We start from the raw sequence: 20,872 nt of genomic DNA, 5'->3' as shown, positions 1-20,872 counted from the left end.
GGCCTATCATCCGCTTTTGCTGACTCGTCTGCTGGTGTACGGGTACAGCATCGGTATGACGAGTTCGCGTGGGATAGAGAAGGCTACTTATGACAACGTAGCGTTCCGCTACTTGGCTGCCGATCAGCATCCCGACCATGACACCATCGCCGGCTTCCGCCAGCAGCATCTAGAAGCGCTCGCCAGTTTGTTTGTCCAGGCACTGCGGTTGTGTCATAAGGCAGGACTGGTGAAGTTGGGCAAGGTAGCGTTGGATGGCACCAAGATCCTGGCCAACGCCAGCACCCATCGTTCGGTGAATCATGAGCAGTTGAGCGAACGTGAACAGCATTGGAAGGCGGTGATTGCGCGGCTGTTCGCAGAAGCGGAGAAGACCGACCAGCGTGAAGATGAGCAGTTTGGTCGAGGCCAGAGTGGCGATTGCTTCCCCGAGGAACTGGCACATGCGCAGAGTAGGTTAAAGCGCATTCAAGAAGCCAAAGCCGAGTTGGAGAAAGAAGCCCGGCAGAAACTGCAGTCTGCTCACGACAACCAGGTTCCGCGCAAGCCTGGCCGTCCGCGCAAAGACGAACAAAACACTCACACGCCGCGTGATCCGCAGGAGCGTGACAAGGAAAAGAAACGACGACGACGCGCCGGACGAAATGCTCAAGCACCTAAGCGACAGTACAACTTCGTCGATCCCGATTCACGAGTGATGCGAGACAACGGCCGCAAGTGCTTCGTGCAAGGCTACAACGCTCAGATTGCTGTCGATGCACATCAGCAGGTGATCGTCGCGGCGGAAGTGACGCAGCAGGTCACCGATCGGGAACAACTGCTGCCGATGGTAGAGAGCATCCGAACCAGCACCCAGAAGTCACCGCAGACAGTACTCGCCGACGCCGGCTATTGGGACACCGCGAGCCTGCGCGACTTAACCCGACGGGGCATTCAAGTCTTGATGTCTCCCGACGGCGAGGGAAATCGTGGCCCGGCCCTCGCCGCCACCGTTCCCAAGAATGAAGAAGCTATGCACATGCGCCAAGTACTTCTCAGTCCAGCCGGGCGAGCTCTTTATTCATTACGCCAAGCCACCGTCGAACCGGTGTTTGGCTGTATCAAAGAAGCGCGCGGCTTGCGTCGCTTCCGCTTTCGCGGACTCAACCGCGTGCAGTGGGAGTGGAAACTGATCTGCGCCACTCACAACCTGCTCAAACTCTTCCGCCATCGCGCACTACTGGCAACTTGCTGATCCCGCCGACGCTCGCTGAGCCCTTCCCCGAAGCTTCTTCCACTCTTCGAAAATTTGATGGACTGCCCACACTTTTCCCATTTCGGAGCTGTAAGCGGAATTTCTCTCCGACACACTCTTAGGCTGTCCCCGATTTCTTTCTCGTTATGCTCAGGGTCTTGGGATTGATGAACCACTCTCTTTTGTGAGCGGAAGCTCAGCCACCTTTTACAATTTCGATGGCTTAGCCTCAATAACTTCTCTGACCAACGCGACCGGCTCTCTCGTCCAGACATACACTTCCGATGCATTCGGTAGATTGACAGCCTCAACTGGTTCGGTCGCCAATCCATATCGCTTCACCGGGCGGAATTTCGATTCCGAAACGGGGCTGTTGCAGCTGCGGGCCAGATACTACGATCGCAACTCCGGCAGGTTCATAAGCGAAGATGAGATCGGTAACGATGAGGGTGCGGTGCGAATCTCTATGTTTATGTTGGCAATAAGGTCATCGAATTCCGCGACCCAACCGGTTTTTATAAACTCAAGGGATTTCCTCCTGATCTTGAGCCGCGAGGACTGTGGCAATTCTATAATGGCGCGCCATGCCATCGCGTCTGAAACGGATTTACGGTCATCACGACCTTCATTTCGTCACCTGCAGTTGCTACAAGCGCGAACCGCTTCTGGGGAGTGGGCGTTTTCGGGATGTTTTTCTCCACATCTTCGAGCAGGTCCGGCGGAAGTACCGATTTGAGGTCGTCGGCTATGTCGTTATGCCCGAGCATTTTCACGCTCTAATCGGCGAGCCCGAAGTCGGCACACCTTCCACGGTGATGCAGGTATTGAAGCAAAGAGTGGCTGATCGCCTGCTGCCCCCGCTACGAAAGTTCCAGAATCAACCCAGCTTATGGAGAGAAAATCGAAAGCAGAAGAAGCGCCACTTCTTTCAGCCTCGCTTTTATGACTTTAACGTCTACACGCGCAGGAAGATGATAGAGAAGCTGCGCTATATGCATCGAAATCCAGTGAAAAGAGGACTGGTATCGTCGCCGGAATTGTGGGGTTGGAGCAGTTTCCGCGCATATTACTTTGGAGAGAAGAGCATGGTCTGGATCGAGGGATTGAACCCAAACCCCAGACTGCGCATCGTGCAACCGACCAGATTTGGAGGCGATTGACCATATACCCCACCCTCGCGAACAACACGCGACAGTGGGGCACCCGACTTCTCGAGTGATTCCCAAAACAGGAAGTGGAGAATCTCACCGCAGAGGGTACCGGCGTCTTTGCCGCTCGGGCACGAATGCTGAGCTCACGGCCTTAAGGGCACGGATACTGCATACCCGGAGTGGCTGGGGTGCCGGGAATCACGGTTGGCGGTGTGCCTGGCGAATCGCCGATGGCTGGAGTTCCGGGGATCACGATATCGGGTGTGCCCAGTGTACCCGGGGTGTAGCAGGTGCCGTGGTCCGTGTTTGGCGGAGGCGGCAGGGGAAGCTTCTTGACCACAATCGTCGGAGGAGCGTTCGCTGCCTTGGCGATGGCCGCGGTGACCTGCTGGCGATCGAGCGTGAGCGGTCGTGGTAAGCGCATTTCCAGCGCTGAGCCGGCATCTACATAGAAGTAGTGAGTCCGCGCCAGCAGGGCAAAAGAGGCGACGGTTCCGGCAAGCAGTCCGACGGTACTCCCAACGGCGACTCCCGTGAGTGAATTCGTTTTTATTGACATGCCCCCGAACGTGGACGTGTGCGTGGTGTGAGCCGCGCTGCCGATGAGCGCTCCTAATCCGAGCCCGGCAAACGGCGCAACGAATGCGGCGGTACCCCTTCCCGAACTGGGATTGGCGAAGGCGCTCCCTTCCTCGCTCTCGGCGCTAACTGGACCGCTGACGTTGGCGATGTATCCATTCGCGAAGACGAAGGCGACGGAGTCGAGAGACATCTGGCTGCGGGTACCGTGGCGCACCAGCTTGTTGACCTTTGCCTGAACGAAGGTGCCGGCGGGAATCGCCACTTTGTCGTTGGCGAGGACTGGCGCCGTGGTTTGCACGTAGATCTCATCTCCACGATGGCTTGTCTTGCTGTTCAGCGGGTGCGTGAATACGAGCGCGACTTGAGTATCCGCCGGGATGGTTAGAGTGTTGGACTGCACGGGCGCATTCTGCGTGCCTCCTGCGTCCTGATGAACTGCACTGTCCGTGGAGGGCGTCTGCTGCGCGAAGCTGGTTGCGGCGAGCAACAGAACTGGCATGAGCGAAATTGGCCCGAGAACAGGGCTAACCCCAAATACCGAACGGATGAAAACTAAGGACCGTCTGGCAAACATCATCGGCAGCCTCCAGTGGAAAGCTGATAGCTTGCGCAGCCTTCGAATTGTGCGCTTCGGGGTGAGCGCGCCCTTCTGCCGAAATAGACGCATTACACGAAGTCGGGGAATCGTAATCTTTGGTGAAAGTATGTAAACTTGGGCCGAATCGGCAGCTTTGAGATTTGGGAAACCGGTGGCACACAGTCACAATCTGTGACTGGATTCCCTGATATTTTCGCTGTTCGGATGGGACCGTGCTCGAGAAGCGGTCGCAAGTGTTCTGAATTCAAATGCGCTGCGGCGGAATTCGCGGGATTCGCTGTTATTTCCCTGGTCTACACGCAAATTTGCGGATTTTGGGCAGAATTCGAAAATTTTCTGTCCTTTAATGTTTTGATTCGCTGTTTAATTCCCTGTTCCGTGAAAATGGCTGTCGGTCCGCCTGAGCCGGGAACGCGGTTCCAGACGGCTGGGTGGCGGCCCAAGATGTGGGGGCAACACGGACTACGTCAAGGGGCAAACTCAACTGGAGGAAAGCACAAGGGCTCAGGCTGGCCCCAAATTCTCCGAGCTGCTCCCACCGGTGCATTTGTTGGCATATACTCCTCTGACCAAATTTTGAGCTGCAGCACTTTCGCAGCAGCATTAACGCGAACGGAATAAGACAGCGGACTTCCGACTGCGTGAAATGCGAAGCGCACCACGATGAGTACAACCGCTTACGCAGCACAAACGACCGTTATCGATCGACCCGCACAGACGCGGATTGCTTCGGTCGATTTACTCCGCGGCATGGTGATGATCCTTATGGCCATCGATCATGTGCGTGTGTTTTCCGGCGTGCCCGCGGGCGGACCAACACCGGGCGTCTTCTTCACGCGATGGGTGACACACTTCTGCGCGCCTGCATTTATCTTTCTCGCGGGTACGAGCGCATTCCTTTACGGCCGCAGACACACAAACCTCTCGGGCTTTCTGCTCACTCGAGGCCTGTGGTTGATTGTTTTGGAATTCACAGTCTTACGCCTCGCTTGGACCTTTAACCTCGATTTCCGGCACTACGAAATGGCAGGAGTGATTTGGGTGATCGGAATTTGCATGGTGCTTATGGCGGGCCTAGTGAAGCTGCCGCTGAAGGCGCTGGCAGCATTTGGGCTCGTCGTGATTGCCGCGCATAACCTCGCTGACTCGCGTCTTTTCTCCTGGGCTGAGCATTTGAACGAGCACTCCGCGTCGGGACTTTGGAAAATTCTGTACGTCGGCTTCTACGCTGGACCGGTGCACTTGGGCAGCCTGCAACTGTTCGTGCTGTACTCAATTATTCCGTGGATCGGAGTGATTGCCGCTGGCTATGCGTTCGGCAAGATTCTGACATTCGAGCCAACGCGCAGGCGAAAACTGTGCCTGACAATTGGCTTCTCGGCCATCGGTCTTTTCCTCGTACTGCGCGGATTCAATCTCTACGGCGATCCCTCCGCCTGGCATCCCGGATCGCGCATGCCTGCAGTGCTCGCGTTTCTGAATACTACGAAATATCCAGCATCGCTCTGCTTCCTCCTGATGACGCTTGGGCCGGCGATTGTCAGTATTCCGCTGATTGAGTCAGCGTCCGGTGCGATCGCGCGGGTGGTAAACGTCTTTGGGCGCGTACCGTTCTTCTATTACGTGTTACATATCCCTCTGATCCATGCGCTCGCGCTCATCGTGTCCAAGCTGCGGTTTGGTTATGTGAATCCGTGGCTCTTCACGAATCACCCCATGGCGAATCCGCGACCTCCTGTGGGTTACACGTGGGATCTCTGGCTGCTGTATCTCGTGTGGGCGATTGCAATTGCGTTGCTTTACTTCCCCTGCCGCAGGTTTGCTGCCTTGAAAGCACGAAGAACGGAGTGGTGGCTGCGGTATCTCTAGCGAGATCCCAAATTTAATTCTGCGGAGTCAGATCTACTCCGATCACGTCTCGTCTGAATCATTTCATTGGCGGCTCTCCACCCGCGGAAGCTCACGTCTGCCGTATAGTTTTAATGTTCATTTCGAGCTTCGACGAATGAGGAGATCATGAAAAAGTTGGCTATATACGCTCTGTTTGTGACTGCCGTTTGTGTATGCCTTTGCGCACAGAACCCACCCGCTACGGGCTATCACCTTATTCACGAGTACAAGCTCGGAGGTGACACCGGCTGGGACTATCTCACGATGGATGCCTCATCCCGGCGCCTATACATCTCGCACGGCACGCATGTTGAAGTGATCAACATCGACACCGGTAAGGTCGAAGGCGACATCACCGACCTGAAAGGCGTGCACGGCATCGCGCTCGATAAGGCCGCGAACAAAGGATTCATCAGCGACGGACGCGATAATTCTGTTGTCGTCTTCGATTTGAAAACTTTGAAGCAGACGGGGAAGATCCAGGCCGGTACGAATCCTGACGCGATTCTCTTTGATCCGGCAACGAAACGCGTCTTTGCCTTCAATGGACGCAGCGGGAACGCCACGGTTATCGAATCGAAAGACAACAGCGTCCCCGGCACGATTGATTTGGGCGGCAAGCCCGAATTCGCTGTCGCTGACGGCAAAGGCAAAGTCTTCGTGAATCTGGAAGACAAGTCTTCGCTGGCCGAGATCGACGCAAAAGAGTTGAAGGTGTTGAATACCTGGTCGTTGTCGCCAGGTGAAGGTCCGAGCGGGCTCGCGATTGATCCAGACAACGAGGTGCTCTTCTCCGGATGCGATAACGAGAAGATGGTCGTGGTCGACGGCCAGAGCGGAAAAGTTCTCGCCACCGAGACTATCGGCAAGGGTGTCGATGCTACAGCCTGGGATCGCGGGCTGAAGCAGGCTTACAGCTCCAACGGCCAGAGCGGGAACATCACCATTGTGAAAGAGAATTCGCCAACCAGTTTTTCAGTCGTGGGCGACGTCACTACGAAGCCGCGTGCGCGCACGATGGCGGTCGACGAAAAAACTCACAATCTCATCACGGTGACCGCGCAATTCGAAGCTCAGTCCGAGCCGGCGCCTGGCCAGCAGCGGCAGCGTCCCAAAATGGTGCCGGATACGTTTGAGGTGCTGGTGTACGGCAAGTAGGAGCGCCGTGCTTTGTCATTCCGACCGCAGCGAGGAATCCTACCCGATCCAGGCAGTCTGGGGGAATAAGGATTCCTCGCCGCAAACACGGGTGGCTTGGAATGACAAGAAAGTAGTGCGCATGATAGAACCAACTGTTTGCCTACACGCATGAAAACCCCACCGGCAGGTTCCCTGTGTTGAGAGCCGCCTTTATTGCTCTCTCCGAAAACCGCTCCTTACGACATTTAGCCGAGAGTTCTTCCATCGGACACCGTGTCTCGGAACGCTTTGTCGCCGGTACCACGGTCGACGATGCACTCCGCGCAACCGAAGAAACCAACGCGCTCGGTATGAGCGTAAGCATCGACAATCTCGGCGAAAACGTAACCAATGCCGACGAAGCCCAGCAGAGCGCAAAGCTTTACCACGAGCTGATTGATCGCATCACGGAGCGGCGACTCGACGCAAACGTGAGCCTCAAACTCACGCACATGGGTTTCGACGTAGATCAACGGCTTGCGACGGATATCGTCTCCGGCCTGGTGGAGCACGCGCGGCAGAAGCAGAACTTCGTGCGTGTAGACATGGAAGGCTCGCCTTACACGCAGCGCACGCTCGATCTGGTGCAGAACGTTCATTCCCAAAATGGAAATCATGGAAGCGTAGGGGCTGTTGTTCAAGCGTATCTTCGGCGCAGCGAAGATGACATTCGCAATCTCACCGCGCAAGCAATTCGCATCCGTCTGTGCAAAGGCGCGTACAAAGAACCGGCGGAGATCGCTTTTCCCGAGAAGCGCGACGTCGATGCCAACTACGTGAAGCTGATGAAGATTCTGCTGAAAAGCGGCATTTATCATGGCATCGCCACGCACGACGAGAAGATGATCGAAGCCACGATCCAATTCGCGCACGCAGAAAAGATCTCTGCCAGCGCTTTTGAGTTCCAGATGCTCTACGGAATCCGGCGCGACCTGCAACGCGAACTCGTGAAACAGGGCTGGCGAATGCGCATCTATATCCCGTTCGGAACAGAGTGGTATCCCTACTTCATGCGACGTCTAGCAGAGCGTCCAGCGAATGCGCTCTTCGTAGCAAGAAATCTCCTGCGAAAATAAGCAATCAGCGGTCGGCAGTCGGCACTCTGTCAGACCGATATGGGAATCGGGCGCTGGCGGATTTCTCAAAGAGCTCACGTTGCTTATTCTTTCGGGAAGTCCATTGCAGTGCTGTTTGGCCGAAAGCCGACAGCCGAGAGCCTGTTTTCTAGTGAGGCCCGCCGTTGTTATTTCCGGGAGTGAATCCCGAATCGAGCAGACCCTTGAGCGTGGAGCGCTCCTGATCGTTGAAGGTTGACTTGAACCGGTCGGAGTTCATGACCTGTTCACGCTGGTCCGGAGGCATCGCGCTCAAACTGTTCCAGGCGTGACGCACCTCACGGCGCCGATCATCGGGGAGTTGCCGAAACTGCTGCAGCGAATCACGCAGAAGATTTTGCTTATCCTGAGGCAGCGACTCGATCCGCTGCATGCGGTTCAGCATGCGCTCCTTCCGCTCCGGCGACATGCTGTTGAACTGATTGAGCCTCTGCTGAAGATGCTGCTGTTGCTGCGGATTGAGCTGTTTGAATTCCGGATCGTTCTGCAACTCGCGCTGCTGCTCCTGCGGCGATTGATTCATGTGCTCGCGCAGCCATTTTCCCGGTCTGGGACCATTGTTCTGAGTACGCGCGGGCGGGCGATTCTCCCGCTGCCGATCACGATGTTGATTTTGACCCGAGGCCAGTCCGGGCAGAAACAAAGAGCCGGCCAGCAACAGAAAGGCTGCGGATTGGCTCTTCAGTTTCATTTTGGTCCCCGGTTATAACTCTCGTTACTCGCTTACCTGAGCAGGCACGCTGTTGTTGCTGCTGCCATCGTCGTCAAGATCCTGCAGTGCGCTGAGCACCTGCTGATTCTGATCGAGCGCCTGCAAGTCCACCACCGGACATGCCGCCTGCACAACTTGCTTTCCTGAACCGCTGTGCGACTCATTCACAACATACAATCCGCCACCAACAGCCAGAATCATGGTGAAAGCAGCGGCCGTAAGCGGTTTCCAGGAAAGGCGTCCGATGCCGACCTTCTCGAGCCAGCGCGCGAGAACTCCATGCTGCTCCTGCTCTTTCACTTCGCGCAGACGCGCGCGCAGGCGCACGTCGAAGTATTGCGACGGCTCCGGCGCGGTCCACGTATCGAGAACATTCATAGTCGAGCGGAGACTCTCGAACTCCTGCTCGCAGGCGCTACACGATGCCATGTGCGCCTTTACCTTGTCACCTGGAGCTGAGCCCGAAAGCGCAGCCTCGAAGATTTCGTCTTTTAGATCCTTGCACAGCATAATTACGGCCTTTCCCCGGAAATCAAACTCACACAAATGCTTTCAACTTGTCGCGCAGCGTTTCATATGCGCGGAATAACAACGACTTCGTTGCGGACTCGCTCAGCTTCAGCACTTTGCCGATCTCTTTGTAATCGAGTCCCTGATACTTGTGCATCACAACAGCCATACGCTGCCGCTCCGGCAGCTCCATCACGTGCTGGCGAATCGCGGCCATCCGCTCGTTGCGCAAAATATCGGCCTCGACCGTCGGCGTCGCATCAGCCACATCCGGTGTCGTTCCCGTTTCGGGATCGGGCTCATCGAGATTCACCGTCTGTGCCATGCGCTCCGACCGCGTGTCGCGCGCATGGTTCACCGCGAGATTTGTGGCAATACGATACAACCAGGTACTGAATTTTGCCTCAGCCTGGTACGAGCTGCGCGACCGGTACACGCGCAGGAAAACCTCCTGCGCCAGCTCCTCGGCGATCGCCTGATTGTGAGTCATGCGATACATGAAGCTCACAATCGGCCGCCGAAACTTCTCAACCAGATAGTCAAACGCCGAATCGTCGCCCGCCCCGGCAAGCAACATCACTTCGGCATCGCTCATATCGCTCAACGACTTAGCCGCCGAGCGCCCCATCACCTCCGACGGGCTTCCGTTGTTCCCCGCACCCTTAGCGAGCCCTGGATACATCTCCGGATTGAGAGCTATAGTACCCACGCCCTTATGAACCCCTTCTTCAGGGGAAAGTTGCGCCCGGCGTTCATCCTCTAACTCGCTGGATTCACGGGACTTGGGTCGGATTGGGTCGTACGGATTTGGCATGCGTTCTGGTCCCCAAAACGGGCCGCTCCACACTTAGACGCGCAGGCCGGTCCTTGGGGGCAAATAATTGTACCGCCTTAAGTCTGCGGAACAGCCAAAATCGGGGTCGGACGGCCCGCACAGCCATGTAGATCAGTGCCACTGGCCCGTCGTCCTTCTTAGCAGCTCAGCAGGCTGGCAGCTTCAAATTCAATGTACCTCCAAAGAACTCGGCCAGTCGCTCAGCTTCTTCCGCCGCCGCACTCCGCGCCCATTTCGGGACTTTCACAAAGGATTCGACCGTCACTTCCACGCGGCTGCCTTTGACCTCGTGGCGCCAAACGCCCTCCATACGCCCATTCACGAGCAGCACTGGCGAGACCCATCCCTGCGGACGATACACGCGGCTGCGCAAATCGCCGGGCAACAGACGCGCCGCGTGATGCGACGCGCCGATCACGTATTGGTCAAACGCGGGCAGCAGACGCACCGACCGGATCGGCTCGGTGTCGCGGAACTCGCGAGCATCCGACGTGAGCATCCATGCCTGAGTGCCATCGAGATCGACAGCCGTTACTTCATCGCCCATTGCGCCGATCCACTGTCGTCCGATTGTCATTCCGCTACCCCACCATCGCGCCAGATCGTGGTACGTCGCCGGACCATATGCGCCGAGGAACCGACGCGTCACTTCCCGAGTGGCCGCCTGCGTATCCGGCCGAGAACCTTTGAGCGCGCACCAGCTCTCGGGACGCGTAAAGCGAACCAGCTGTCCCAAACTGGGACCGAAGCATAAATGTCCGGCGAAGGCAGCCGGCTTCAGGATCGTGCCCCAACTTCCCTCTGCCAGCTTCGCGCCCAGCGCAGGCGATCGCGTAATGCGTCCCACGGCACGCGCCAGCTCTTCGCGCGTCATCACCTGGCCATCAAGAGCTTTCCCGATCGCCTGGGTAATTGAATCGAGCTCCTCCATCGTGATCCCAAAGTAGTTCTTCCAAGCCTTCGGACGCAGATATCGGCGGCTCGTGCCCAGCGCGGCATGCCACAAGTGCAACTCATCGGCGGGAAGAAGATGCAGCGTGCCACGCATCGCCCAAGTCTTCACCAACTTTCGCTCTTCCCACACCGCGCGCTGAACGGCTCCGCGTTTGAGACCTTCAACCCTGGCCCAAAGCGTCAATTCCGCTGAAGAGAACACCTGCGCATGCAATCCGCAAAGCCGCCGAGCAACAGCAAGCATGTCGGAAGCACGAGCCCGCCGCTCCAGATACTGCCGCCGAACTCGCCACGCCGCTGCTTGCGACCACTTCAGTTTCTGCATGGGTCAATAATTTACGTCAGGTACACAAGCTGCGAAGCCACGAAGCTGCGGAGCTTCGGAGCTGAACGACAACTGCAACACACGAAAGCCAAGAGGCGGCGGGAGTAAAACGGCGTGTTACGATTGGCATTACTGCAGGTTTTGGGCGGTTAGCTCAGTTGGTTAGAGCGCCTGCTTCACACGCAGGAGGTCGTAGGTTCGAGTCCTACACCGCCCACCACTTCTTCTCATGACTCCTCCTCCCGTTCATCATTCCTCTTCGCTCGGCGTGGACCTCTGTTGGGCTTTTTCCGCTTCGGACAGTGGCGCATTTACTTCGAGCAAGCCTTTGGGAAGGTTCATTTCGAGGAGCTTCTTCGATGCGTTGAAGCAGAGGATGAATTCTTCCGCGAACGGGATCTCTAGCTCTCTGCCTGCGCTGTCGACAATCAACAGCGGAGCCGTGCCGGCGCCTTGCTGGACGTCGCGAATGGTTCCGATATTCCGGTTTTGGGAGACGTCGAATAGCGTGCTGCCGATCAGGTCGGAGACGTATGCTGCGCCAGGTTCGAGGTGCGAGCGAGATTCGGCAGGAATCTGCACCAGCATTCCGCTGAGAGCTTCGGCGGAGCCGATGGAATCGATGTCTACGAACTTGAGTACTACGCGGCCTTTGTGCAACCAGTGATTTTCGAGCGAGTACTCGCGCGGCTCGGGCTTGGCTTCTGAACTAAGCCAGAGCTGCCGGCGTTCGGAGAATTTTTCTGGGAAGTCGGTGAGGAGATCGGCGAGGACTTCGCCGCGGCGTCCTTGCGGACGCACGATTCGCGCGATGGCAGTGAATGAATTCGGCTGCGTCAAAAGAAAGTGGCTGCGCCGAAGTCTGGGGCTAGGCTCCGGTAGCTGTGGCGCTGCCGGGGAGGCCGTCCTCGATGATCTCCAGCGTGTGCCGTTTGTGCAGCTTCATGCTGGCGGCGCCGATGATGGTGCGCAAGGAGCGCGCCGTGCGTCCTTGTTTGCCGATCACTTTGCCCAGGTCCCGCTGCGCTACGCGCAGTTCGAGCACGGTGCTCTCCGGACCTGGAATGGATTCAACGGTTACAAGATCGGGCTCATCGACCAAAGCCTTGGCGATCTCCAGCACGAGTTCCCGCACTTCTCCGCCCTGCTCAGTCGGCATATTCGACTCCCCGGTGTGACCGGCAGCGTCGCCGGTCAGCATCCTCTTTTGAGCACAACACCCCCGCACTTGTTGGATGCTCTCCAGCAAGTCGCAACATGATGAGGGGTCGGGGGACTGGCTACTTCACACACCAATACTGCGTACGAATGCTTCAGGCCGCAGTGGTTGCCGGCGCTGCTTTCGACAAAAGCTTGCCAACTCGATCGGAGACTTGCGCTCCTTTAGAAACCCAATGATCGATGCGCTCGCGCTTCAGATCCACGGTCGCGGGACTGGTGCGCGGATTATAAAGACCGACGACTTCCAGGGCGCGTCCATTGCGCGCGCGTTCTTTATCGATAACTACTACGCGGTAATACGGCTGCTTGCGCGCACCCATGCGCGCTAAACGAATCATTAACACTGAACTTTATTGTCCTTTCCTGCGCAGGCTGTGAGGAGTCGCCTGCCGAATGGAGGCGCAGACAGCCAATTTAAGATTATGTCGTAATTCTAATAATACTGACAAGCACGGGGTAACCTCGCAAAAGTACCGGGCTGCAAGCCATCACGCCATCGGCGGGTTGAGCACGGGATCGAGAAACAGTCCGCGAGCTTCTTCTGCCTTGACTGGCTGGTCCGAGGAATAGAACTCGACCCCGGATTTGCCCATCCGCATCGAGAGCATGCCACCTTCGGGGGCTCCGGCGCTCTGGCTGTTGGTGCGAACGAAGTCGTAGCGAACGATGTGATCGTCAGGATCGGCCACAATGATCACTGCCAGTCCTGAATCTGAGTTGCTGACCCGGTACTCGTTCGCGGATGGCTGCGAAAACGATGCTGAGCCGCCATCTTTATTGAATTGTTCAACATCCGCCTTGAGCTCCTGCCCAAGGCGCTGCCAATGTTGCACCGCAGCTTGTGCAAACTGCGCTTCGTTGTTGATGGGATTCGCCGCCATTTATGTGGATGGATGAATGGATGAATGGAGACCGCGGGCTGGATGGCTAGGCCGCGAACTCTTCCTGTGCGCTGCCGTTGGTTTGGCCCCGATGCGAGCTTCGCGGATCGCGGTCGGAGACTTCGATCAGTTCGGCAATTTTGCCTGCCAGCTCCGGCGTGGCGGCGTTCCTTTCCAGACGCCAGGTCCAGTTGTCTTCGGGATGAGACGGGATGTTCATGCGGCAGTCGGCATCGAGGCCCAGCCAGTCCTGCATGGGGATGACGCATAGATCCGCGACAGACGTAATGGCCGCTCGCGTGAACGCCCAGTGGATGCCGTCGTCGTTGGGATGCAGATAGCTCTCGATCGCGCGTTTCTCGTCATCAGTCGCGCCGGACTTCCACCAGCCCACGGTCGTGTCGTTATCATGCGTGCCGGTGTAGACGACGGTATTGCTTTCGTAGCGATGGGGAAGATAAATGTGGGCGCCGGGATTCCCGAATCCGAACTGCAGAATACGCATGCCGGGCATCTCGAAACTTCGGCGCAGGTTATCGACCTCAGGAGTAATAGTTCCGAGATCTTCGGCGATGAACGGCAGCGTTCCGAGCGCGTTGCGCAGAGCGTGAAACAGGTCATGCTCCGGCCCCTTCACCCACCGGCCGCGTACCGCAGTTTCTTCATGCGCTGGAATTTCCCAATAAGCTTCAAAGCCGCGGAAGTGGTCGAGGCGGACGATGTCGCAGGTTTGCAGTGCCCATTTCATGCGCTGCACCCACCAATCGTAGCCGCGCTGGCGGAGCACGTCCCAACGATAAAGAGGATTACCCCAGCGCTGCCCGGTCTCGCTGAAGAAGTCGGGAGGTACGCCGGAGACGTTGATAGGCTTGCGATCATCGTCGAGCTGGAATATATCGGGATGGCTCCAAACATCGGCGCTGTCGAGGCTCACGAAGATGGCGACGTCGCCGATGAGCTTGATGCCGCGCGACATGCAGTACTGATGCAGCGAGCGCCACTGCTCGAAGAAGAAGAACTGAATGGCGCGATCGAGCATTAGCTCGTGTTCGAATTCCGTTTTGATCCGATCGATGGCTGCGTGGTCGCGACGACGGAGTTCGGCGGGCCATTCGATCCAGCTCTTCTGATCGTGATGGTTGCGAAGAGCTTCGAATAAAACGTAGTCTTCGAGCCACCATCCGTTCAGCCAGCAGAATTCGTCGAAGCGCTGACGCGCGCTTCCCGCGGCCCGTTTCAGGAATTGCTCGGCAGCTTTGTTCAGGAGCGGGAGCTTGGTGTGCTGGGCTTTTGCGAAGTCGACGTGGCAAGACGCTTTCGCGAGCTGGTCTAAGTCTTGTTTCTCAAGCCATCCTCGCTCGCCTAAGCGCTCGAGGCTGATGAGCAGCGGATATCCTGCGAATGCCGAGGTCGCGGAGTACGGAGAGTTTCCTACGCCTGCGGGGCTGATGGGCAGCACCTGCCAGAGGCGCTGGCGAGACGATGCGAGAAAGTCGGCAAAGCGGTATGCCTCCGGGCCTAAGTCCCCGATCTCGCCGCGCGACGGCAGCGACGTGATGTGCAGCAGCGTCCCGCAGGCTCTTTCGAAAGGCATTTCGTTCTCGCAAACAACGTGTGATGAAGAAAAGAAAATAAAAAGCTGCCCAGCGTGGCTGGGCAGCTATGGTACGAATGCGATGTTACTAGCTGCCGGCCGGAAGCCGCGCGCCAGGCTGGTTCGCTTCTTGCTCTTCCTTGTTGTACTTGATTCGGCCTTCTTTCGTCATACTCTGGACAAGATTGGTCGCGAAGAGCTGGAAAGCCTCGCCTTTCTTCTGCTCCAGCGTACGCTCGCGCGCTGTGTCCTTGTTCTTAGCGAATTCCTCGGCTGAGGGTTCCTGCTGGTCCACGACCTGCAGCACCGCGCCATTGTTCTCGGCCATAATCGGGCCACTGATCTGATCCTTCTGCAGCGTGAATGCAACAGAAGCTGGTCCACTCATCGAGCCGAGATCGGGAACCTGTCCTTGTTGCGTAACGAAGTCGCTGGTCTTGTACTGTGCGCCTTGTTCCGCAGCAGCTTTCTTTAGGTCGTGCAGCGCTTTGGCACGCTCCGAGAGCTCTTGCGTCTTGCGCGTCAACAAGGCCTGGGCCTGCTCGTTGCGGAAGGCGGTCTCGACCTTCGGCTTCGCCTCTTCGAAGGTCGGCGTCTTTGCCGGCTGATCGTCGAGGACTTCCAAAATCGCGTAGCCGGTCGGAGTGTGTGCAAGCACCGGTCCTGATTTCGGCTTGGTCGAGAAGGCTACCTGCATGAAGTCGGGCGCCTGTCCGATTCCGGGAAGCGAATCGGTGTTGCTGAACCAATCCGTGGTTTGTACCTTCAGGTTGTGTGCTGCTGCTGCCTTATCCAAGCCTTCGGTCTTCGCTTGGGATTCCAGCGTTCGCGCCAGCTCGTCGGCAGCTTTCGATTCCTTCTGCTGTTTCAGAACGGGAACAATACCGGCCTTTACTTCTTCCAGTGATTTGGTGTGTGCGGGCTGCTTGTCGATCAGCTGGATGATATGGAAGCCGTAGGTGCTCCTTACCAGTCCGCTGAGCTGTCCTTTATTCTGCAGCGCGAACGCCGCCTGCTCGAACTCGGGCACCATGGCGCCCTTCTGGAAAGGGGGCAGTTCGCCGCCTTTGGCTGCGCTTCCGGGATCGTCGGAATTCTTCTTCGCAAGCTCTTCAAAATTGGCGCCGTTCTTAATCTGATTCAGCAGTCCTTCGGCTTTGGCACGAGCAGCATCGACGGCTTTCTGATCGACTTTGCCATCCGGACCAGGAGGAGGCGTCTTCACAAGTATGTGGCGGACGTGAACACGCTCAGGAACTTTGTATTGATCGGTGTGCTGGTTGTAGTACTGCTTGATGTCATCGTCGGTGATCGTGACACCAGGAATGGTTGAAGCATTAATGGCGATGTAGCGCGCCTTCCGCTTCTCCGGGATCGAATTTACATATTCCTGTTTGTGCTTGTCGTAGTAGGCCTTCAGCTCGGTATCCGTGACCTTTACTTCTTTCGCAACCTGGTCGTGGCTGAGCACCGCATAGGCAAACTTCACCTTACGGTTCTGCTTTATATACTCATCTTTCACCTGTGATTCGGGAACGGTCACCGGACCTTCGATCATCCCGATCAGCTTCTGGATGAGAAGCTGTTCTTTCACCAGGTTCTCAAAATCGGCGACGCTGAGATGGAACTGCTCGCTGACGAAGTTCTCGTAGTTCTGCTCACCCACGAAATTCCCATTGGGGAACAGCATCTGCCCGAATTGCCCTTCGTGGAGGAAATTGCGAACTTCGTCGTCCGAAGCGTGCAGGCCGATGCGGCGCGCTTCGGCGATGAGAGCATACTTTGTGATCAGCTGGTTTGCTGCCTGAGGACGGATGAACGATGCGTACTCGGCGGGAATACGCTGCTGGCGCGCCATCTGCTGGGTCGCGCGCTCCACGTCGGCGGAAGTGACGTCGTGTCCCGCGACGCGCGCATAGACGCCTTTCCCCGCTGTATTTGAAAGCCCTTCAAAAATTCCTGGGATCAGGAAGATCACCATCGTGATAGCTACGAAGACCAGAATGGTGTTGAGGACGATTTTTTTCGCCTTGGTGGGCGTCTGCAGAAACTTAATCATTGACTGTGGATAGACTCCAGAGAGGATTGCCGGAAAGTTGATTATAGCGGAAAGGCGGCTGCCGGCTTCCGGCTACCAATCTCCGACTACAGCAAAGACCTGAGTTTCTTCACCCGTGCTTTGCGTTGGATCTTTGCGGGAGAGGAGTTCTGAAACTCCAACGGAGGTTGCGATCTGGCGTTGGAAGGGTGCGCCGACTTTGACACGCGGCTCCGAGTTTTTTCCTTGAGTTGCTGTTTTTTGGCCAAAGGCCGATAGCCGAAGGCCGACAGCCGGTTTACCCAGCCAGAGCCACGCGCTCGATTGCGTGAAAGCGTTCCATGTTTACGCCTGTGATCTGTCCGTGTTCATTCTGGACGTACATATTCCCGAACTTTGCACCCCAGATCAGCTCTTCAGCGCGGTATGACGACCGCGCATGGACAGTTTGTGAAAACGTCTCGTCAATTCCTGTGAGGAGGATGAGAAATTCGGCGTCGCTGGCAATCAGGTCTTCGCGCGTGCAGCCCCGCATCGGACTCTTGTCATCGATGGGATGCACGATGGTCCAGCTCAGCGGGAAGAAGACAACTTTTTCGCGTTCGAGAGATAAGGGATAGTACTTGCGAATGCGACTGCCATCTACATTCTCGAACTTCGACATCAGCACGCGCGCACCAACTTCGATCAGCTGATTGTTGCGGGAATTGATGATGCGAAATTCGAAAGCGGTGATTCCGTTATAGGGAGCGACGATCGCTGTGTCGCTGAACAGGATCTTCGCCGTGGGACGCGAGAACCGGGCAAAGATCAGACCGGTTGCCAGCGCAAACCCGAGCAGCGCACTGACTGCTTCGACGCAAACAATTGCATTCGCGGCCAGCGTAACAGGAACAATATTGCCGTAGCCGATCGTCGAGAACGTTTCGATGCTGAAAAAGAATGCCTTCAGGAACGAAGAGGAGATCGCCTGTCCACCGGTCGTCTGCAAAGCCCCGTCTCCGCATAGGAGATAGGCAATTCCGAAGATCCCGTTTATCGCAACATATAGCCCGACCACAAGGCCGATGAATCTCGGCCAGGACATTGTCAGCAGCGAATAGTACGACGCATACGAGTCAGTAATGCTCTGCTTGCGCCGCACGTTGAAGCTTCCATCGCGATTCAACAAACGCAGATTACGCGCTTGCGAGACGACGGAACCAAAGCCGAGATCGCGGTCGCGTTCCTCAGCGCTCTGCAAAGTGATGATTGGATTTTGCGTGGACATCTCTTCTCGCCACCGTCACGAGGGAAATGAGACTTATCTTAAATGTGGCGCATGGGCGAGGGCTCTACTGCGGCGCAGACTCCGGACGGCCATTCTGGCTCCAACCAAAATCGCGGGCAGCTACTTCGACAATATGCCTGCCGATAGGAAGTGACGCGGTGGCTGCGGGCGAAGGTACATTGCAGACGTGAAGAGCCCGCGCTTGCGTCACGAATTGGAAGTCGTCCACTAGCGCTCCATTCTTATCCACGGCCTGGGCGCGCACACCGGCGCTGCCATCGATCAAATCCTGTTCACGAATTTCCGGAAGCAGCTTCTGGAGTGCCGTAACGAACGCAGCCTTATTAAAGGATCGATACATCTCCCCAAATCCAGTCTTCCAGTACTTCTTCGCCATACGCCAGAAGCCGGGGAACCCAACCTCATCTAAGACATCGGCCGGATGAAAAGCCGTTTTCGTGTAGCCTTCGCGTTTGAGAGCCAGAACAGCGTTGGGACCAGCTTCCACTCCACCTCCGACCTTCTTAGTGAAATGAACTCCCAAAAAGGGAAAGCGAGGATCCGGCACTGGATAGATCAACGTCCGCACCAGGTCACGACGCTCGGGGCGAAGTTCGTAATACTCTCCGCGAAAGGGAATGATCCGCAGGGGCAGCTCCGCCCCTGCAAGCCGCGCGACGCGGTCGCTGTGCAGGCCTGCGCAATTAATCAGGAATTTTGATATGCATGGTCCCGCCGACGTCTGCATTGTGAACTCCGACCCGGAATCACGAATTCCGTGGACCGCAGAAGAAGTGCGAATGTCGACACCCGACTGGGTTGCCAGTTCAGCGTATTTTTCGGCTACAAGCCTGTAATTCGCAATTCCCGTTCCGGGAACCAGCAGGGCGGCTACTCCGGTAGCGTGCGGCTCGTAATTGCGAATCTCTTCGGCCGGCAACATCCGCACTCCGGGAACGCCGTTCGCCAAGGCGCGGCGATGGAGTTCCTCGATCGCGGGCTGCTGTGATTTCTCGATGGCAACAATGATTTTTCCGCAGATCTCATGCGGAAGAGCATGCGTCTGGCAAAAGTGGACCATCTCCGCCGCTCCTTGTACGCAGAAGCGAGCCTTCAACGATCCTGGACGGTAATACACGCCAGAGTGAATCACACCGCTGTTGTGGCCGGTCTGATGCGCCGCTAACTTTGCCTCTTTCTCAAGGACAACGACCTTCAGCTTTGGGTAGCGCTCGCCGAGCTCTTTGGCCGCCGAGAGCCCAACGATTCCGGCTCCGATAATGGCGACGTCATACACTTGAGACAATTTTCACCTCTGGATCTTTGTCAGAGTGTAACGGGTCACTTTCAAAGCGGCGAGAACCAAGTGAAGCTCCGCAAGTAGTTCAGACAGCTACAACCCGGGGATACACCGGTTCACTAAGGCTTCGTCCACAGGCATATAGCGGTCTGTGGAACTCTGGAAATATAACTTATTGAGGACAAAAGAGTTCTCCTTAATGTGCATGGACTTGCAACGCAAACATTAGAAAAGTGCCGTTTTCAACGTAAGGCATTGATACATCGACGTTTGTCTGACCATCCAATGGGCATCCACCTGCAAGTCTGAATAGCGTACTGGTCTGCGACGGAAGCCGCCCCAGTATGTTTCATAGGGGAGACCTAGGATGAAACGCATCTCGCAAATGACCTGGCTACTCGGCGTCGCTCTGTTGCTTTTCATAGCGGCACCTGGGTTCGCCGATTCCGTAACTTTCAGCACCACAGGCACGTTTAGTGGCGGTGTGTGCGGGGCGAGTACTAGCGCTTGTAACACCGGCAGCGGAGTCGAACTCAGCTTCGACGGCCTTACAAACGCAACAGTAACTCCTGATCAGCCCGGCAAAGGGGGAACGCTGTTCACCTTCAACAGTTTAGGGAACTTCGTGGCTAGCGCGGGGTCTCTGACTGACTTTGACGGCGTAAGCTTTACTTTGAACATCAGCCAGTCCGATCCTGCTGCTTCACCGAGCAGTGGAGATCTTCTGGCATCTTTGAGCGGCAGTCTTCAGACGACGAGCAGTGGAACGGAGGTAATTTTCTCCAATCCAACCTCGATCACTCTGGGTGGCGTTACCTACCAGATCAGCAGTTTTACGATGGATGGTCCAGGCGTGGTGTTATCTCCAAGCACCACGAACGGTGGTATTACTACCCTGCAGGGAAAAATTTCTGAAGCAGTAACTGCTCCGGAGCCTTCTGCGATGTTGTTGCTCGGCTCTGGCTTGCTCTCACTCGCTGGACTTCGGAAACGTCTGTTTTCGATTTAGCACCGCGAGAGCCGTTCTGAAAATCTAAGCCGCCCGATGGGCGGCTCTTCTTTTGCGTGAATTCCGAACGACAGCTTAGATCAGCCTTCCACTTCGCGCAGTCTGGCAGCCTTACCTTTGAGCTGGCGCAGATAGAACAACTTCGCCCGGCGAACGCGTCCTGAGCGGACGTGCTCGATCTTATCGATCACCTTGGAATTCAGCGGGAAGATACGCTCGACGCCCTGCCCGAAGCTGATTTTACGGACGGTGATGCTCGCCTGCGGGCCGCCTTTATGGGCGATCACCACGCCTTCGAAAGCCTGAACACGCTCTTTGTCGCCTTCCTTAATCTTCACCTGCACGCGGACGGTGTCGCCAGGATTGAAGTGAGGAATGTCCTTGCGCTGGAGCTTTTCGGCAAGCTTTGCCATGACCGGAGAAATCGACATAATGAGTTCCTTTCGCGCACGTCGCACCGACTCTGCCGGGCAC

Annotated in this window: 20 protein-coding genes and 1 tRNA gene; 7 read left to right on the top strand and 14 right to left on the bottom strand. The window is 56.6% G+C overall.

The features are described from left to right. The coding region (locus tag VFU50_21690) for a transposase (protein HEU5235485.1) at positions 1-1,234 on the top strand (1,234 nt) is incomplete at its 5' end. 584 nt (positions 1,235-1,818) lie between these two features. Beyond that, positions 1,819-2,394 (top strand): transposase, encoded by a 576-nt coding sequence (locus VFU50_21685; GenBank protein ID HEU5235484.1) that lies wholly within the window; start codon positions 1,819-1,821, stop codon positions 2,392-2,394. A 142-nt stretch (positions 2,395-2,536) separates the two neighbouring features. Here VFU50_21685 and VFU50_21680 read toward each other — a convergent pair whose 3' ends face one another. After that, positions 2,537-3,466, bottom strand: coding sequence for a hypothetical protein (locus VFU50_21680; GenBank protein HEU5235483.1), 930 nt, complete (start codon positions 3,464-3,466; stop codon positions 2,537-2,539). Between the two features lie 762 nt (positions 3,467-4,228). Between VFU50_21680 and VFU50_21675 the strand changes: the two genes are divergently transcribed. The 3 genes from VFU50_21675 (at position 4,229) to VFU50_21665 (ending at position 7,710) form a co-directional block, all read left to right on the top strand. Next, positions 4,229-5,434 carry a heparan-alpha-glucosaminide N-acetyltransferase domain-containing protein gene (locus VFU50_21675; GenBank protein HEU5235482.1) on the top strand — a complete coding sequence of 402 codons (1,206 nt, stop codon included), beginning with the start codon at positions 4,229-4,231 and terminating at the stop codon, positions 5,432-5,434. 147 nt (positions 5,435-5,581) lie between these two features. Further along, positions 5,582-6,613, top strand: coding sequence for a YncE family protein (locus tag VFU50_21670; protein HEU5235481.1), 1,032 nt, complete (start codon positions 5,582-5,584; stop codon positions 6,611-6,613). 176 nt (positions 6,614-6,789) lie between these two features. Continuing rightward, positions 6,790-7,710 carry a proline dehydrogenase family protein gene (locus tag VFU50_21665; GenBank protein ID HEU5235480.1) on the top strand — a complete coding sequence of 307 codons (921 nt, stop codon included), beginning with the start codon at positions 6,790-6,792 and terminating at the stop codon, positions 7,708-7,710. Between the two features lie 148 nt (positions 7,711-7,858). On the opposite strand, the gene VFU50_21660 is transcribed toward VFU50_21665, so the two are convergent. The 4 genes from VFU50_21660 to VFU50_21645 all read right to left on the bottom strand — a co-directional run bounded on the left by VFU50_21660 (position 7,859) and on the right by VFU50_21645 (position 11,085). Continuing rightward, positions 7,859-8,440 (bottom strand): DUF3106 domain-containing protein, encoded by a 582-nt coding sequence (locus tag VFU50_21660; protein ID HEU5235479.1) that lies wholly within the window; start codon positions 8,438-8,440, stop codon positions 7,859-7,861. Positions 8,441-8,464: 24 nt separating this feature from the next. Further along, the gene (locus VFU50_21655; GenBank protein HEU5235478.1) at positions 8,465-8,971 is read right to left on the bottom strand and encodes a hypothetical protein; all 507 of its coding nucleotides are present in this window, start codon (positions 8,969-8,971) and stop codon (positions 8,465-8,467) included. A 28-nt stretch (positions 8,972-8,999) separates the two neighbouring features. Beyond that, positions 9,000-9,680: a sigma-70 family RNA polymerase sigma factor gene (locus tag VFU50_21650; GenBank protein HEU5235477.1), complete on the bottom strand. Its 681-nt coding sequence runs from the start codon at positions 9,678-9,680 to the stop codon at positions 9,000-9,002. 271 nt (positions 9,681-9,951) lie between these two features. After that, positions 9,952-11,085, bottom strand: coding sequence for a winged helix DNA-binding domain-containing protein (locus VFU50_21645; GenBank protein ID HEU5235476.1), 1,134 nt, complete (start codon positions 11,083-11,085; stop codon positions 9,952-9,954). Between the two features lie 143 nt (positions 11,086-11,228). Here VFU50_21645 and VFU50_21640 point away from each other — a divergent pair. Next, positions 11,229-11,305, top strand: a tRNA-Val gene (locus tag VFU50_21640). Positions 11,306-11,334: 29 nt separating this feature from the next. Here the strand turns inward: VFU50_21640 and rimM are convergent. The 8 genes from rimM to lhgO all read right to left on the bottom strand — a co-directional run bounded on the left by rimM (position 11,335) and on the right by lhgO (position 19,386). Continuing rightward, on the bottom strand, positions 11,335-11,925 hold the full coding sequence (rimM, locus tag VFU50_21635; protein HEU5235475.1) for a ribosome maturation factor RimM: 591 nt from the start codon (positions 11,923-11,925) through the stop codon (positions 11,335-11,337). A gap of 28 nt (positions 11,926-11,953) precedes the next feature. After that, positions 11,954-12,244: a KH domain-containing protein gene (locus VFU50_21630; GenBank protein HEU5235474.1), complete on the bottom strand. Its 291-nt coding sequence runs from the start codon at positions 12,242-12,244 to the stop codon at positions 11,954-11,956. A gap of 154 nt (positions 12,245-12,398) precedes the next feature. After that, complete coding sequence (gene rpsP / locus VFU50_21625; GenBank protein HEU5235473.1) at positions 12,399-12,644, bottom strand: 30S ribosomal protein S16; 246 nt, start codon at positions 12,642-12,644, stop codon at positions 12,399-12,401. 150 nt (positions 12,645-12,794) lie between these two features. Beyond that, the gene (locus VFU50_21620; protein HEU5235472.1) at positions 12,795-13,187 is read right to left on the bottom strand and encodes a hypothetical protein; all 393 of its coding nucleotides are present in this window, start codon (positions 13,185-13,187) and stop codon (positions 12,795-12,797) included. A 46-nt stretch (positions 13,188-13,233) separates the two neighbouring features. Further along, entirely contained in the window at positions 13,234-14,781 is a 1,548-nt protein-coding gene (gene malQ, locus VFU50_21615; protein ID HEU5235471.1) for a 4-alpha-glucanotransferase, read from the bottom strand. A gap of 88 nt (positions 14,782-14,869) precedes the next feature. Next, positions 14,870-16,840 (bottom strand): peptidyl-prolyl cis-trans isomerase, encoded by a 1,971-nt coding sequence (locus VFU50_21610; protein ID HEU5235470.1) that lies wholly within the window; start codon positions 16,838-16,840, stop codon positions 14,870-14,872. Between the two features lie 277 nt (positions 16,841-17,117). After that, a complete protein-coding gene (locus VFU50_21605; GenBank protein ID HEU5235469.1) occupies positions 17,118-18,089 on the bottom strand; it encodes an ion channel in 972 nt (323 codons plus the stop codon). A 64-nt stretch (positions 18,090-18,153) separates the two neighbouring features. Next, the gene (gene lhgO / locus VFU50_21600) at positions 18,154-19,386 is read right to left on the bottom strand and encodes an L-2-hydroxyglutarate oxidase (GenBank protein ID HEU5235468.1); all 1,233 of its coding nucleotides are present in this window, start codon (positions 19,384-19,386) and stop codon (positions 18,154-18,156) included. 370 nt (positions 19,387-19,756) lie between these two features. On the opposite strand from lhgO, the gene VFU50_21595 reads away from it, so the two are divergent. Continuing rightward, positions 19,757-20,398, top strand: coding sequence for a PEP-CTERM sorting domain-containing protein (locus VFU50_21595; GenBank protein ID HEU5235467.1), 642 nt, complete (start codon positions 19,757-19,759; stop codon positions 20,396-20,398). Between the two features lie 80 nt (positions 20,399-20,478). On the opposite strand, the gene rplS is transcribed toward VFU50_21595, so the two are convergent. Then, a complete protein-coding gene (gene rplS, locus VFU50_21590) occupies positions 20,479-20,823 on the bottom strand; it encodes a 50S ribosomal protein L19 (GenBank protein HEU5235466.1) in 345 nt (114 codons plus the stop codon). Positions 20,824-20,872: the final 49 nt, after the last annotated feature.

The organism is Terriglobales bacterium (genome assembly GCA_035764005.1).
GTDB lineage: Bacteria > Acidobacteriota > Terriglobia > Terriglobales > Acidobacteriaceae > Gp1-AA112.
Note: the sequence above shows the minus strand (reverse complement) of the source record. Positions and strands in the feature narration are given on the sequence as shown.

Coding starts and splice junctions, on each gene's coding strand:
- VFU50_21670 (HEU5235481.1), top strand. CDS start 5,582: ATGAAAAAGTTGGCTATATACGCTCTGTTTGTGACTGCCGTTTGTGTA.
- VFU50_21630 (HEU5235474.1), bottom strand. CDS start 12,244: ATGCCGACTGAGCAGGGCGGAGAAGTGCGGGAACTCGTGCTGGAGATC.
- VFU50_21620 (HEU5235472.1), bottom strand. CDS start 13,187: ATGGCGGCGAATCCCATCAACAACGAAGCGCAGTTTGCACAAGCTGCG.
- VFU50_21685 (HEU5235484.1), top strand. CDS start 1,819: ATGCCATCGCGTCTGAAACGGATTTACGGTCATCACGACCTTCATTTC.
- VFU50_21675 (HEU5235482.1), top strand. CDS start 4,229: ATGAGTACAACCGCTTACGCAGCACAAACGACCGTTATCGATCGACCC.
- VFU50_21610 (HEU5235470.1), bottom strand. CDS start 16,840: ATGATTAAGTTTCTGCAGACGCCCACCAAGGCGAAAAAAATCGTCCTC.
- malQ (HEU5235471.1), bottom strand. CDS start 14,781: ATGCCTTTCGAAAGAGCCTGCGGGACGCTGCTGCACATCACGTCGCTG.
- VFU50_21660 (HEU5235479.1), bottom strand. CDS start 8,440: ATGAAACTGAAGAGCCAATCCGCAGCCTTTCTGTTGCTGGCCGGCTCT.
- VFU50_21605 (HEU5235469.1), bottom strand. CDS start 18,089: ATGTCCACGCAAAATCCAATCATCACTTTGCAGAGCGCTGAGGAACGC.
- VFU50_21655 (HEU5235478.1), bottom strand. CDS start 8,971: ATGCTGTGCAAGGATCTAAAAGACGAAATCTTCGAGGCTGCGCTTTCG.
- VFU50_21645 (HEU5235476.1), bottom strand. CDS start 11,085: ATGCAGAAACTGAAGTGGTCGCAAGCAGCGGCGTGGCGAGTTCGGCGG.
- VFU50_21595 (HEU5235467.1), top strand. CDS start 19,757: ATGAAACGCATCTCGCAAATGACCTGGCTACTCGGCGTCGCTCTGTTG.
- VFU50_21680 (HEU5235483.1), bottom strand. CDS start 3,466: ATGCCAGTTCTGTTGCTCGCCGCAACCAGCTTCGCGCAGCAGACGCCC.
- rpsP (HEU5235473.1), bottom strand. CDS start 12,644: ATGATTCGTTTAGCGCGCATGGGTGCGCGCAAGCAGCCGTATTACCGC.